The 14,400-nt window shown below is 58.4% G+C and carries 14 protein-coding genes; 8 read left to right on the forward strand and 6 right to left on the reverse strand.

What is annotated here, in order from left to right; translation table 11 throughout:
* Positions 1-63 precede the first annotated feature (63 nt).
* The 6 genes from WC811_RS07065 to WC811_RS07090 all read left to right on the forward strand — a co-directional run bounded on the left by WC811_RS07065 (position 64) and on the right by WC811_RS07090 (position 4,787).
* A complete protein-coding gene (locus WC811_RS07065) occupies positions 64-1,059 on the forward strand; it encodes a helix-turn-helix domain-containing protein (RefSeq protein ID WP_372642429.1) in 996 nt (331 codons plus the stop codon).
* Between the two features lie 164 nt (positions 1,060-1,223).
* Positions 1,224-1,496, forward strand: a complete 273-nt coding sequence (locus WC811_RS07070; protein ID WP_372642431.1) for a hypothetical protein — start codon at positions 1,224-1,226, stop codon at positions 1,494-1,496.
* A 406-nt stretch (positions 1,497-1,902) separates the two neighbouring features.
* A complete protein-coding gene (locus tag WC811_RS07075) occupies positions 1,903-2,391 on the forward strand; it encodes a YkgB family protein (protein WP_372642433.1) in 489 nt (162 codons plus the stop codon).
* A gap of 32 nt (positions 2,392-2,423) precedes the next feature.
* Positions 2,424-3,365 (forward strand): alpha/beta fold hydrolase, encoded by a 942-nt coding sequence (locus WC811_RS07080; protein ID WP_372642435.1) that lies wholly within the window; start codon positions 2,424-2,426, stop codon positions 3,363-3,365.
* Positions 3,366-3,411: 46 nt separating this feature from the next.
* Complete coding sequence (locus WC811_RS07085; RefSeq protein ID WP_372642437.1) at positions 3,412-4,029, forward strand: sulfite oxidase-like oxidoreductase; 618 nt, start codon at positions 3,412-3,414, stop codon at positions 4,027-4,029.
* Complete coding sequence (locus tag WC811_RS07090; RefSeq protein ID WP_372642439.1) at positions 4,026-4,787, forward strand: ferredoxin reductase; 762 nt, start codon at positions 4,026-4,028, stop codon at positions 4,785-4,787. Before WC811_RS07085 ends, WC811_RS07090 begins: the two co-directional genes overlap by 4 nt.
* Before the next feature lie 126 nt (positions 4,788-4,913).
* Here WC811_RS07090 and WC811_RS07095 read toward each other — a convergent pair whose 3' ends face one another.
* The 4 genes from WC811_RS07095 to WC811_RS07110 form a co-directional block, all read right to left on the reverse strand.
* A complete protein-coding gene (locus WC811_RS07095; RefSeq protein ID WP_372642441.1) occupies positions 4,914-5,681 on the reverse strand; it encodes an SDR family oxidoreductase in 768 nt (255 codons plus the stop codon).
* Positions 5,681-6,064, reverse strand: coding sequence for a nuclear transport factor 2 family protein (locus WC811_RS07100; protein ID WP_372642443.1), 384 nt, complete (start codon positions 6,062-6,064; stop codon positions 5,681-5,683). Before WC811_RS07100 ends, WC811_RS07095 begins: the two co-directional genes overlap by 1 nt.
* Positions 6,065-6,158: 94 nt before the next feature.
* A complete protein-coding gene (locus WC811_RS07105) occupies positions 6,159-7,019 on the reverse strand; it encodes an alpha/beta fold hydrolase (RefSeq protein WP_372642445.1) in 861 nt (286 codons plus the stop codon).
* A gap of 87 nt (positions 7,020-7,106) precedes the next feature.
* Positions 7,107-7,655, reverse strand: coding sequence for a carboxymuconolactone decarboxylase family protein (locus tag WC811_RS07110; RefSeq protein ID WP_372642447.1), 549 nt, complete (start codon positions 7,653-7,655; stop codon positions 7,107-7,109).
* Positions 7,656-7,769: 114 nt separating this feature from the next.
* Between WC811_RS07110 and WC811_RS07115 the strand changes: the two genes are divergently transcribed.
* Positions 7,770-8,765 carry a LysR family transcriptional regulator gene (locus tag WC811_RS07115; RefSeq protein ID WP_372642449.1) on the forward strand — a complete coding sequence of 332 codons (996 nt, stop codon included), beginning with the start codon at positions 7,770-7,772 and terminating at the stop codon, positions 8,763-8,765.
* 776 nt (positions 8,766-9,541) lie between these two features.
* Here WC811_RS07115 and WC811_RS07120 read toward each other — a convergent pair.
* Positions 9,542-10,558, reverse strand: coding sequence for a TIGR03032 family protein (locus WC811_RS07120; protein WP_372642451.1), 1,017 nt, complete (start codon positions 10,556-10,558; stop codon positions 9,542-9,544).
* 353 nt (positions 10,559-10,911) lie between these two features.
* Between WC811_RS07120 and WC811_RS07125 the strand changes: the two genes are divergently transcribed.
* Positions 10,912-13,977: an autotransporter domain-containing protein gene (locus tag WC811_RS07125; protein WP_372642453.1), complete on the forward strand. Its 3,066-nt coding sequence runs from the start codon at positions 10,912-10,914 to the stop codon at positions 13,975-13,977.
* A 75-nt stretch (positions 13,978-14,052) separates the two neighbouring features.
* Here WC811_RS07125 and WC811_RS07130 read toward each other — a convergent pair whose 3' ends face one another.
* Positions 14,053-14,373: a calcium-binding protein gene (locus WC811_RS07130; RefSeq protein WP_372642455.1), complete on the reverse strand. Its 321-nt coding sequence runs from the start codon at positions 14,371-14,373 to the stop codon at positions 14,053-14,055.
* Positions 14,374-14,400 lie beyond the last annotated feature (27 nt).

The following is a 14,400-nucleotide window of genomic DNA, read 5'->3' on the forward strand; positions in this document are numbered from 1 at the left end:
TCTTACGGGCGGTCTCGCTACTAAGAGAATCTTAGTTCAACGCCTTGCATCAAGGGTCCATAAATGGTCGCCGAACGTCCAAAATTGCCCGTTTCAACCCGCGATATTGATCAGTTGATGATCGGCCTCGAGGTTCAGATGGGAGGCCTTGCCCATTGCATCATCAATCCCGGCTGGCGTCTGGCATTCACCGCGGGCCAAAAGACTGCGATTCACTATGTGGTGCGCGGCCACGGAACGATGACGGTGGCCGAATTTCCTCCCATCGAGTTAGCTCCTCATTCGATGGTCATCGTCCCTTCAATGTTGCCAGTGCGAGTCGAAATCACCCGACCCGTACCGTCGAACACCAAATGCTTCGACGTTAGCCAGCTCGAGCAGGGAAAGATCGACGAAATTGTTGCAGGATCGGGTGGGCCAGAACTTATCCTTATGTGCGGCTATTTCGAATCCTCATACGGGAGATCAATTGATATCTTCACTACGCTGACCGCCCCAATCGTTGAACAGTTCGATCCTGCCGATCGCCTTGATCAAAGCCTCGCTGCCGTCTTGAATGAAACTGCTTCCGAACGCGTCGGCCGCGCTGCAATGATCGGATCGCTACTAAAGCAAGTCATTGTATCCGTGCTGCGCCGATCTTTCGAAGAGCCAGGGCTCTGGACACAGCGCTTTCCAATTATGAATGATCCGCAAATTGCACGCGCCTTTGCGTCCATGATCGCCGATCCCTGCGAAAGCCACACAACAAACACATTGGCACGGGTCGCCGGACTCAGCCGCTCCGCGTTTATGTCCCGGTTTTCGGAGGCATTGGGTGTTTCTCCTCTGGCGGCCCTGAGAGAATTGAGGATGCGCCGTGCGGCAAACCTCTTGGACGCAAAAATGATGTCCGTGGAACAAGTCGCCAGCGCTGTCGGCTATGTAAACCGGAGCAGTTTTTCCCGCGCTTTCCGAGCAATCTACGGCGTCGATCCCACAGACTATCGTGCAGGCAGTCGTCGCGCGGGCGACGACATGTGGATCGTGGAAGACGAAAGCTCTAGCGTCGAACCTTGATCTTCACTGCTCTCAAAGAGCTCTCTCCTGTTACTCTTCATCATTCATTTTTAGACGAATTGGCACTCAATTCGGATTCCGAGTCATCGGCGACTTTATAGAGTGCACAAGTGCGCGCGTGCGCGGGCACAAGTGAAAGTTGCCAACAAAACTCGGAGCTTTTTATGAAGCTAGTTACATCTGTCGTCATGTTAGGGGCATTGACGCTGATTGCAGGTCCCGCCTCGGCCGAAAAATATGATTGCGACAAAGGCTTCAAGGATCACATGATGAAGATGTCGATCTTCATCGATAAGACGAGCGGGTATGAGCTGGCTGATGCTGTTCGTCGCTCTTACGAGGCGTACAATTCGTGCAAAGCCGGTGACGGTTTCTCGCCGCACGGTGTCTGGGACGAGATCGAACGGCAGATGGCGGAAAAGGCAAAAGGAAAATAGCGGGGTAAAACTTCGGTCCCTGCACAGTCGGTGACCGATGTTCCGGCTTAAGATATTCCTTGCAGGACCTTCGACATGCTGGCGTGCATCTTGAAGCTGTTGATCGTCTGTCGCTCTTCCGACGGTCAATTCCGGTAACAAGGTTTTGCGCCGTCTTCCAGCGCATTCAAAATCTAAATGATACGCTTTGACCACCTCTCAAGCTGGGCGTTCGCGCGATTGCGCTTTGCCTTCGATGCTTTCGGCTACGAACAAAGTGCGTGTCGCGTCGGACCCTTCTCACCGTGCCCTCTCGGAATACGGAAGTGACGGTTTCTGAGATTGGGTCTGATGAAACTTTGCGGAACGCCGTATTTCCCCGTTGCGGGCGACAACGCCCCGACAGAATCTTTCGAGGAGATATATTGTGAACAACACTGAACATACGCGCTTTGTGGTAGCCGAACGAAATTTTGGCTCCGTATCAATCGTTGCTCCGTTGCGATGGTCATTGATTGTGATCTTCCTCTGGTTCGGCGGCATGAAATTCACAAACTACGAAGCGCACGCTATCGCTCCGTTCGTTGCGAACAGCCCTATTATGGGATGGATGCACACGCTTTTCGGAATCCAGGGCACGAGCGATGTCATTGGAGTCCTGGAGTTGTCGACTGCAGTGGCGTTGATCGCTGGGGCATTCGTTCCGGTTCTCTCCGCCGTCGGCGCCGCCATGTCCATCGCGACGTATGTGATCACGTTGACCTTTTTCGTCAGTACACCCGGCGTCTTCGAGCCGACAGCCGGTGGTTTCCCAGCTATTTCGGCTCTACCAGGACAGTTCCTTCTGAAGGACCTCGTGCTTCTGGCGGCATCAGTTACTCTTCTTCTCGCCTCCCGGGCCACATCGTCTAAATGATCGCGGTGACACACAGCTTTCGGAGAATGAAGATGATGAAATTGAAATTTGCGGCGATCGGTATCGCCGCACTTTTCTTCGGTCAGCCGGCGAGGGCCGCTTCGGAGGCGATGCCAACGACCTATCACTACGAAAACGTCGACGGCATCCGGATCTTCTATCGCGAAGCGGGTCGACGCGATGCCCCGACGATCATCTTGCTCCACGGATTTCCGTCGTCGTCACGGGAGTTCGATGCTCTCATCCCGCTCTTGGCGAAGAGCTATCACCTGATCGCACCGGATTTTCCGGGTTTCGGCCAGAGCGATGCGCCCCCTCCAGCCGCATACGAATACACGTTCGATCATATCGCAACGACGACGGATCATCTTCTGGAGAAGCTCGGACTTAGAACCTACTCTCTGTACATCCACGATTATGGAGCGCCGGTCGGGTTTCGGATCATGGCGGCCCATCCAGAGAGGATACAAGCTCTCATCGTCCAGAACGGGAATGCCTATCGCGAAGGTCTGGGACCGAAGTGGGCGAAGATTGCGCAGTATTGGGTTGATCCCAAGGCTCACCCTGAGGTGGTCGATGCGTTTCTGTCCTTCGATGCCACGAAGACGCGCCACACTGCCGGAACCTCGCATCCGGAACTTTACAATCCCGACAGCTGGACCGACGAGTTCGCGCATCTCTCGGCACCCGGCCAGCGAGAAATTCAGGCTGCTCTTCTTTACGATTACCGCACAAACGTCGCGTCGTATCCCGCTTGGCAGGCTTGGCTACGCGAGCACAAACCGCCTACTCTGGTCGTCTGGGGAGCTAACGACCCCTCCTTTATTGCCGCAGGCGGCGAGGCCTACAAACGCGATTTGCCCAACGCTGAAATCCATCTCTTAGATGCAGGCCACTTCGCGATGGACGAAAAGAACGACGAGATCGCCGAGCTTATACTTCGCTTCATGGCAACTGCCGGGATTGATCGGTGATGGAAGCTTTTAAAAGTGTTTCACGCTCGGACGAGGAGTACACGCGATGCATGTGACCAGAGGCTTCAAAGGGAAGCGTCGCGGCGGTGAGGATGATCGCCTGAGGTTGCCGCCGGGACAGTTCCTTACACCCGAATTCCCCGTGCTGACCGCCGGTCCCACGCAGCACACGCAGCTCGATCGTTGGAGCCTCTCCCTCCAGCATGGGGGATCGTTGCTTGGCAAATGGACATGGGAGCAGTTCGATGCTCTACCGCAGACCGAGTTGACCTCTGACATTCACTGCGTAACGAAATGGTCGAAATTCGACACACGCTGGCGTGGCGTCACGATCGATGATCTGCTCCGCGCCGCGGGGTTGAATGCTGCGCCGACCGGCTTCCTCATGGCGCATTGCGACGGTGGATATACGACGAACCTGCTCGTCGCCGACTTGGTCGAAGCGCGCGCCATGATCGCGACGCACTTCGACGATCTACCGCTTCTCCCTTCTCACGGCGGCCCCGCGCGCCTGCTCGTGCCTCACCTCTATTTCTGGAAAAGTGCGAAGTGGGTGCGGCGCCTCGCTTTTCGTAACGACGACACTCCGGGTTTCTGGGAATCGCAGGGTTACCATATGCGCGGCGATCCATGGCGCGAACAACGCTACGAGGGCGACCAATGATCGACGCCGCGACTGCGGCGGCGCAATGGCGTGTCGCGACGGTGATGGCAATTCGCGATGAAACAGCGACGGTCAAAACGATCAGCTTCGATGTTCCCGACTGGCCCGGGCATCTCGGCGGGCAGCATGTCGATTTGCGCCTGACGGCTGAAGATGGGTACGTCGCTCAGCGCAGCTATTCGATCGCGTCGGGCGCCGGTCCAGGGACGCTTATCGAACTGACCGTCGATGCTATCCCCGATGGCGAAGTCTCGGGCTTTCTCCACGAAGAGCTGCGCATCGGTGACCAGATCGAGATACGTGGACCAATCGGCGGTTATTTTGCATGGTCCGCCGCACACGATTATGGACTGCTACTGATTGCGGGCGGCTCCGGCATCGTGCCGCTGATGTCGATGCTGCGTTCGCGTGCCTCAGTTGGAGCAACCAAACCCGCACGTCTGCTTTATTCCTCGCGGAGCGTCGAGCAGATCATATACCTCTCTGAGCTCGGCCTCCTCGCCGTGCAGTCCGATAATTTCACGCTCAGCCATACGCTGACACGCGCCGTTCCCACGGGATGGTCCGGTGAGCGAGGGCGAATTGATCGCGAGATGCTAACCCGCCGACTATTCTTGCCGGCCGGAAGCCCTGACGTCTACGTCTGCGGGCCGACGACGTTCGTCGAGGCAATAGCCGAGCAACTCGTTGTTATGGGCCACACTGAGAGTCATATCCGGACGGAACGGTTCGGTCCGACTGGGGAAACGCGTTTATAAATAATCTAATCTGTTCGACGGTGGATTCCACGGATCCGACGTGCGAGCCCTCGGTAGTTTGAGCGCTGTCTTCGCTCTTCTCGGTCGCTTACGGCTCAAGGCCGCGCGTTCATTTCAAATCTAAAGTTAGATCACTTTGGTTTCACCGCCATCGACGCGCAAGGCCGTTCCGGTCAGCCACTGGCTTTCAGCCGCGAAGAGGAAGGCGATCGCGTTGGCGATGTCTTCGGGCTGCCCATAGCGAGCGATGCCCATCTCGACCGCGAAGCGCTCGATTGCAGCGCCGAGTCCGAGGCCATGCGTATTGGCATAGCCCTGCAGCATCGAGCGCCGCCGGTCGGTCATGACCGATCCCGGAAGGATGGTGTTGACCTGAATGCCATCTTTGATGCCCCGATCGGCAAACGTTTTGGCGAGTGCCAATATGGCAGCGTTGATCGTGCCCACCGCAGCCAGCGACGCCTTCGGAGTTAATGCCGAAGTCCCCGAGGTTATCGCGACCGAGCCGCGCGAAACCTTGAGGGCATCCCATGCAGCAATGGTCAGCCGCCTGGCCGAATGGAATTTGAGCGCAAGTCCATCTTCCCATTGCTCGTCGGTCAGGTCGAACAGGTCTTGTTGGGGCACGGCGCCTGCGATGCAGGCAACCGCGTCGATCCGACCGAACCGTTCGAGCGTGGCTGCGACGACCGCGGCCGCCGCTTTTGGCTCCCGCAGGTCACGCGCCAGCATCAACGCCTCAGCGCCGCCGGACACGACCAAATCAGCGGTCTCGGCGAGAGTCTCAGGCGTCCGGGCTACCAACGCTATGGCGCTGAAGTCACGGGCCAACCGGATCGCAGTAGACCGGCCAATGCCGCGGCTGGCGCCGGTGACGATTGCGACGCGCGCCATCAGCGCCTCGCCTCGGCTATCGCCTGCGTGTCGATATACTGGCGGAAGCGGCTGATCTTGCCGTCGCGAAGGGTCCAAACATGGGCGTATCGGGCCTCCGACCGCTTGCCCGTCGTTGCGTGCACGCCGATAAACTCGCCGAGGGATACGACAGTGTCACCTTCGGTGATGAACTCGTTCGGCACGAGGGAGAAGCTCGACCATTCAGCCATGAGAGGTTTGAACAAGCCCTCGGCAACACGGTCGGGGCCACGGCCCTCGACCTTGTAGTGCCACATCGTGATCCACTCGATGTCCGGCGCCATCAGGCCAAGCGCGCCGGGCGCATTACCGCTGGAAAGGTTGTCGTAGAAGCTGCGGATTATGTCTTGCGAAGAGTTCATGGTCCGTCTCCGAGTTGTTTTTTTATGCATGGTTCGCCGCCAGTGGTGTGATGGTCCGGGCGGCTCGCGGTGCGACGACCGGACCAATGGGTGGTTAGCCCACGTGCTTGGCGAGGAACTCGCGCATCGCCGCACCGATCTCAGAGGCATGGGTCTCGAGCGCGAAGTGGCCACTGTCGACGAAGCGAATATCGGCCGCAGGAACGTCACGTCTGAACGCCTCTGCGCCCGGCGGAATGAAGAATGGGTCGTTCTTGCCCCAGATCGCTAGCAAGGGCGGCTGATGTTGGCGAAGATAGGCTTGGATGGTATCGTAGAGCGCGACGTTGGTCTGATAGTCGAGCAACAGGTCGAGCTGGATTTCATCGTTGCCGGAACGCGCCAGGTAATGGTCGTCGAGATTGCGGCCGTCAGGCGAGACCATAGTTGGGTCCGCAACGCCGTGGGTGTACTGGAACAGTGTCGTCTCGGGAGCCAAGAAACCGCGCAGAGCGTCACGATTGGTCTGGTTCGGTTCTTTCCAATAGGCCTGGACCGGCGCGAAGGCCTCCGACACGCCTTCGAGATAGGTGTTGCCATTCTGGGTCACGATGGCTGTGATCCGTTCCGGATGTTTCACCGCGAGCCGGAAGCCCACCGGGGCGCCGTAATCGAAGACATAGACAGCAAACTTGTCGACACCGATCACCTCTGTAAAGCGATCGACCACATTTGCGATATTTTCGAAGTTATATGCGAATTGTCCCCGATCGGGTTGCTCGGTCATGCCGAAGCCGGGCAGATCTGGGGCGACGACATGATAGTTGTCGGCGAGTTCGGGGATCAGGTCGCGGAACATATGGCTAGCGCTCGGGAAGCCGTGGAGCAATAGAACGGTCGGACGACTCGGATCGCCAGCTTCGCGATAGAACAGCTTCAGGCCATCGACGTCGGTAGTTTTGAAACGAACAGTCATCGGAAGTCTCCTTGAGTTGAGGACGTGCTCTGGGGTTCGCGGACGCACGGTGTGCGTCCACGTCGTTGTGTTTTGTCTTCAGAGAGTTCAGGCGGACTTGCGTGCGCCTATGCGGGGAAAGTCGATGTCGGTTTGCAGCGCCGAGTTCGCAGTGCCAGCGAAGATGTTGACGGCGACATGCGCGATAATCTCCACGATCTCGGCGTCGGAATAACCAGTGTCTTTCACCGCCGCGAAGTCGGCATCACTCACCTTGCCGCGGCCGCGCGCCAACTTGACCGCAAAGCGCACGGCAGCATTGGCGCGGATATCGTTCGATGCGCCATTTCGGTTGGCGGTAATCTCGATGTCATCGAGCAAGTGCCGCTCACGAACGCGATAGGTCTGCGCCGACAGGCAATAGTCGCTGCCGTTAACCTCGGCGACTGCGAGCGCGATGCGCTCACGCGTAAGCGGGTCAAGATCGCCTTTTTCGAGAGCACCGTAGAAAGCGACCAGGGCTTCCAGGGCTGCCGGGCTGTTGGCCACGATGCGGTAAAGGTTGGGTACCGTGCCGAGACGTTCGTCAGCCTTCGCGAGTAAAACCCGTGAGGCCGCCGGAACATTCTCTACACTAGGAATACGAATCCGCGACATTCATGAAACCCCAGTTAAGCGTTTTCGCGACTTGCCGAGAAGAGATACCGCCTTCCAGGTTGGTCCAGCAGGCGCTAACTTGGAAACCATGACTTCCGTAAAGCGAGAGGGCTAATGGATAGGTTTGAGGCGATGCGCACGCTGGTGGCGGCGATTGACGGTGGAAGCCTCTCCGCTGCTGCCCGAACGCTGAACATCCCTCTTCCGACGGTCAGCCGTCGCGTTTCCGATCTCGAGGCCCTTCTAGGATCTCAACTCGTCGTTCGCACGAGCCGCAAACTCCTGCTCACTGAGGCCGGGACGGCTTATGTCATCTCGGCCCGCCGAGTGCTCGACGAACTGGCAGAGGCGGAGCGTGCCGCCTCGGGCGAGTATCGCGCGCCGCGGGGAGAGTTGCTCGTCACAGCGCCGATCGCGTTCGGCTCGCTCAACGTCGCGCCAATCGTTCATGACTTCCTCGCGGCCTATCCCGATGTGACGGTCAGGCTAGTATTGTCCGACAACGTCATTGACCTCATCGAATCGCACGTCGACGTCGCGGTCAGGATCGGCCGCCTGCCTGACAGTTCCCTCGTCGCGCGGAGGGTCGGCGACATTCGATGGGTGATCTGCGCGAGCCCAGACTATATCCAACGACGCGGCGCGCCGGAAACGCCTGCGGCTTTGGCCGATCATGACTGCATTGCGTTCGAGGGACTGCAACGCTACCGGGAATGGCCCTTCGTCGATGGGAATGCGCAGCAGCAAGTTACAATCAACCCGCGCTTCTCGATCAATACGGCTGATGGAGTGGTCGGAGGAGCAGTAGCGGGAGTAGGGATCGCGCGCCTGCTCTCCTACCAAGCGGTAGCTAGCATCAAGGCAGGCACGTTGGTCCCGATATTGAACGATCGAGGCCCGCCGGCCATGCCAGTCCATCTGGTACATGCCGCGCACCAGCAACAGCCGCTGAAGTTACGAGCCTTCCTCGATTTTGTGGCGCCCCGACTGCAGCAACGTCTGCAAGCAATATCACGCGACGTTTCCGGCGTTGGGCAAGTACCGGCAACGGTCCCTTCGTCAAATGGTGACGCGACCTCTGTGGAGACGGCGGATTCCCAGTCGGCGTAAGTCTCGCCCCAATAATTGGTGCGGCACCGAATGCCCCAATCTTCAATCACATCGGATGATTACGGTCGGGCAGCGTTATCTAATTCAGGCACCAACACAGAGCATCGTTGAATGCGAGCTTTTTACGGGCCAGATCCGCCGAAAGAATTTTTTGCGCGGTCGCGTGAGCGGCATGATAGTCCGAACCCTTGGCTCAGACCCGTTACTACGACGTGTCCCCATGGCTCAAAGCGAAAGAAATTTGACGTCTGCTTACCGATCGCACTGGACATACTCTTCCGACACGAGAGCCATGCGGCTTTAAACCGGTCAACGTCCGCTTTCTCTGTAGGCTGTGTGAGAACCAGCAGCGGGTTTTCACACAGCCTACAGAGAAAGCAGAAGTCGCCATGATCTCAGCGCGCGGCATTCAGACGAGCGGAGAGCACGTCAGAAATGCCTTCAAGAGCAGACATCTACGAAGTGACGTCAGGGCAACCAACGGGCATTGTCAGGCACAGAGTCCGTCAGATACGTGCAAAGGCAGAGCTTCTTCGGGAGGCGCCGCATTCAAGGGATACCACGCGAAACGAGGTGTGCTGGTGATGAAGGAGATTGCCGTTGGCAGCTCTTCACTTTTGCTGAATGTGTAACCACGAGGATGCCGCGATCTTGAGTCCGCATTGGCGAACTTAGGCACCGTGAGGGATTTACGCGGCCTGCGTGAACGTCTCGCATTGTTGCGTGTTGAGCCAACTTTCCGCGCATTTGAAGTTGCCCGATGCCGTCGATCAATCTCAGGCCTCGAACGTATATGCTGTGTTGATTTCGTCAGTCAGGAATCCTGTCGCCACGGGCCAGCGGACGCCCGGAAGTACCGTCACGTCGAACAGCTCGCTGACACCCCCATCAAGCTTGATCCATTCAACAATATCGCCGGAGAGTAGGTTGACGATCTGCACACCACACCACGGGTCGGCATCACGCTTCTTCAGTTCGTCGTCGAGCGCCAATCCGGAGAATGAACCGTCGCGCGGAAGCGAAAGTCCGACGATAGCGTGCCCATTGTGAAACGTCAGTCCACGCAGAAAGCCCGGGCAAAATGCTATTGGCTGGAAGACATTCGTATCGGGGTCGATGAACCCGAGGTGGCCAGTGCCGGCATTAAGTAACCAGACGCGGCCATCGTACCAGCGGGGCGAATGCGGCATCGAGAGCTTTTCGGTCACGATCGCGTCGTTCCTCACGTCGACGAGTGTTCCTCCCTCGGCACGTCGCGCACGCCAGCCATTGACGACGTCGCTACGGCTCGTCGCAGTGACGAACGCTGGAACTCCGTCTCTCATCGCAAGACCGTTGAGGTGGCAGCGGTCCTCGGCCGCCAGCCTGGATATGAAGGGTGGCTTCCAATAGACCTGGAAAGCGTGGGTCGGGCTAAGCGTCGCGAGACACGAGAACAACGTGTTTACGAACACGATGCGCCCGTCGGACATGACTCCGATATCGTGGATGTCAAGATCGCCGGTCGTGTGCGCCACGCGCGGAACGTAATGCCGGTCTGGAGTGCCCGGTGCCGCCTTCCCACCAAGTACGTCCTCAAAGCGCCAGACCTGGAACAATGTCGACACGACGATGCGCTGCGGATCGGCCCACAATCCCATGGCGCGAGCGAGAAATCGCTCGTGAAAAGCCGTCTGGCCCTTTGCATCGACGCCGACGAGATAGAGACGGCCCGTTTGATAGGACGTGAAGGCCAGGCTGACATTGTTCCGGAGCTGCCAGTCTGCCAACCCGCGTGAGCAAGATATCTGCACGGACCGTTGTTCCTAAACTATTGGATGGAAGCGCGTCGCATCTCACCCATTCAAGCTATAGGCGTGGGAACGCAGTGCCCATCTTCTCTCTTATGCGGCACCGCATCAACAAGGTGCATTCTCCATCCGGCTAAGAGAAAGCCGTCCGATGACCCGCACCGATAGGTGTTGTTGAGTTGCAGGCCCGCCTCCTGCCGACCGGAATCATCCTTCTCAGCCGAAAGCCACTTTGACTTACGTCTGATTCTGCGACCATCAATGAAATTCGGCCGGGCACCTAACGTGCACGCGGCTGTCCATTCCGCAAGTGCGTTGTTCCGTATCCGACTCCTGGTTACATGGCGGAGCAGCGAGTGGCGCACAGCAATCAACGTCAATCGTGCAGGGATCGCAACCGAGTCGGTGCTCTTGAGGTCGTCGCGCGTGGACCGCCGCGTATGCACACCCTCTCGACCTGGAAGTCCGCGTTAGCGACGGGTGTAGCAAGCGCGGCGCTATTTACATATGGCGGCCGCCCCGTGCGCGCGCAAACCATTCCGCCCGCGCCGCCGTGCAATCAAATCACCGGCGGCGGCACGGTCGTTACGTGTTCCGGCGATCTTTCATCCGGCGTCGAGCTGTCGAACGGAGGAGGCCCGTTCGAGGTCCTCGGCGTCGGCAATCTGACGACAGACGTTTCCCCGGCCGCAAGCGTTGCCGGTATACTCTTTACGAGCAACGGTGCCGCGGAGCTAAATGTCAACTCCGGTCCCTTTGCAATCCTCACCAGCGATGCAAACGGCATATTCGTATCGAGCAACAACGGCACCGTCACCATTCGCTCGACGGCAGACGTCATCACTACCGGCTCCGGCGCGACCGGCATTCAGGGTAGCGTCCAAGACTCGCTGATGACGATCACGTCTTCGGGGGATCTCACGACGTCGGGTAACAATGCTTTCGGCATTGCTGCGGGCAGCGTCTACGGCGACATAATCGTCAATTCGACCGGCAATATCGCGACAACGGGCACTTTTTCCGCCGGCATCAACGTGGGAAGCATCGGTCAGCTTGGCACGACAATGGGCGCCATCACGATTTATTCGTCCGGCGACATCACGACGTCAGGCATTGACGCCATCGGCATCAATGCCTCCACGGTCTACGGACCGGTCGACATCACGTCGAAGGGCAACATCGCCGTTTCCGGCACAGCCTCTATCGGCATCAACGTCCAGACACAAGGCGACGTCACCATCACTAACTTCGGCGATGTGACCTCCGGCCCCGACAGCTCGGTCGGCATTTTAGCGTTGTCCCAAAGCAACGACGTGCTGGTCACGAACTACGGAACGATTACCACGGCCGGGCAGACCGGAATCGGGATCTACGCCAGGGCGGGCGCAACGGCGACCGTTCATTCTGTCGGCGCAATTGTCACAAGCGGCGACAATGCACCGGCTATCGCGGCATCGGGATACACGGGCACGTCCGTTCTTTCGAGCAGCAACATTCGCACTTTCGGCAATGACTCGCCGGGCATCACGGCCTATGGCGCCGGCGAGGTTGTTGTTGCCTCATTCGGCAACATTGTGTCCACGGGTGATACGTCCGATGGCATCAACGTCGTCAGCAGCAACGGAATGGCAGCGGTCTTCAACGCAGGCCGTATTTCGGCTACCGGATCCGGTTCGGCCGGCATTTACGCCGCTGGTTATGCAGGCAGCATCGTCGTGAACACCGGAAGCGTCGTCGGGGGCCCTTGCTGCGCTGGCGTGATACAGCGCTCGTTCAATGCAAACAGCCTAATAAACTTCGGTATCATCACCGCCGGATTGGCCGACTACGCGATCGACAATATCGGCGAGAGCAACACGGTAGAGAATTTCGGCACGGTCACCGGCGACGTCAGGTTGACCGACACCGGCGGGGGAAGCCAGTTCATCAATCATCTCGGTGCACTCTTTAACTCCGGTGCCGAGGTCACGGCAGGCTCCGTCCTGAACAGCGGAATCATCGCGCCGGCAGGTCGGGGCGTGGTGCAGACGACTGCGCTCGACGGCAGCCTTACCCAGACATCCACCGGCGTTTTCGCCGTCGATATCGACGGCGCCAGCAACACGGCCGACTCGATCGAGCTTACTTCCTCCGCCGATCTCGCCGGCAAGGTGGCCGTGGCGTTGAACGGCCTCCCGACGACGGCAGTGCAATCTTATCGGATCGTGCGGGCTCTTGGTGGCGTAACTGACAGCAGTCTGTCGCTCACTGCTAGCCCCGCCCTGCACGCGGCGTTGATCTACCCCAATCCGACCGACGTCGTGCTCGGAATTGCCGTGGATTTCAATACAGACGGGCTAAATCCGAACCAGCGGGCGATAGGGGAGAACCTCAACCAGACCCTCTTTGCGGGTGTGGGGACGCTCGGTCCGGCTCTCCTCGGGCTACTCAATGTAAGCGATATTGCGGAGCTCAAAAACGCCCTCGATCAGCTTTCGCCAGAGATTTATTCCGACGCTCAGATCGCCTCGCTATATTCCAGCCTTGCATTTTCGAACAGCCTACTGAGCTGTAAGGTGAACGGTGCTGGCACGACGTCCATCATTCGCGAGGGACAATGCCTTTGGGTCGGCGCCAGCGCCAACTTCATCGACGACGGCGCCACTCGCGACCAGATCGGTTTCAGTGAGTCCGCAGGCCTGTTCAACGCCGGCGTCCAGGTGGTGCCGAGTGAAAATTGGCGCATCGGCTTCGGAGCCGGCTATCAATCCAGCACCCTGCAAACCGGAAGCAATGCCAAGAGCGAAGGCTCACTCGCTCAGGCGGGCGTTTCGGTTAAGTACAATCCCGGACCGCTCCTGCTCGCCGGTGTCATCAATGGCGGCGGCGCGTGGTACGACACGACGCGATCCATGTCATTCGGCGGCTTCTCCGGCGTAGCGAAAGGTGACCAGGACATTGGCATTGCGGCAGGCTCACTACGGGCGGCTTACGTGCTGGGCACGACGCAACTGTACTACAAGCCCATCCTCGATGTCGGCCTCACACATTTGGAGTTCGGCAGCTTTATCGAGAGTGGCGGGGGCGGAGCGGCGCTCTCAGTGGCGGCTGACAGCCATACGGTATTTACGGTAGCGCCCACTCTCGAAGTGGGCAGCGAATGGTGGCTATCGAACGGGACCCTGCTTCGTCCGCTCCTTCGCGGCGGGGCCATATGGTACGACGGCGCCGAATTCGCGCTTACAAGTTCATTCGCAGGCGCACCGCTCGGAGTTTCACCTTTCACGATCAACACGGACATCGACAACGTGATGGGTGTCGTCGGCGCCGGCATCGACGTCATTAGCGGTGAGGATGCCGTGTTGCGCTTCTCCTACGACGCGCAGCTTGGCGAGACGACGCAGATCCAGAGCATTGGCATCAAAGGCAGCGCCCGCTTCTGACCACCTACGGCTAAGGCGGCGGGCGGACACGTCCACGTCGGCCACCACAGTCGTCCAAGGCAAGAATTCGCAGACTCAGATAAGAATGCGATAGACGATGAGTTTGACCAAGCTCTCGCCAGATGGAGACGAAAGTTCTTGAATATCGAGTTTTTGGTCGTGGCTTGAATCTACGCCTTTGAATCGTAGATCCACGATCGCCAAGTACTGATCTTTGGTCAGAGTTTCCTTGTGACCTGGGTTGCCTGCCTCGAGTTCTTCTTTGGTGAGACGGCCACTCAGTTCGTCAATATCCAGGGTGCCATCTTTGTCTAAATCCAGTCGATCGAACACCGCGGCTCCAGCTTGCTTGGCTTCGGCAATATCAACGGTGGCATCGTTGTCCTTGTCCAGCATATGCAGAATTGCCGCTGAAGATATCCT

Origin of the sequence: Hyphomicrobium sp. (assembly GCF_041659645.1) — a bacterium.
Taxonomy (GTDB): Bacteria; Pseudomonadota; Alphaproteobacteria; order Rhizobiales; family Hyphomicrobiaceae; genus Hyphomicrobium_B.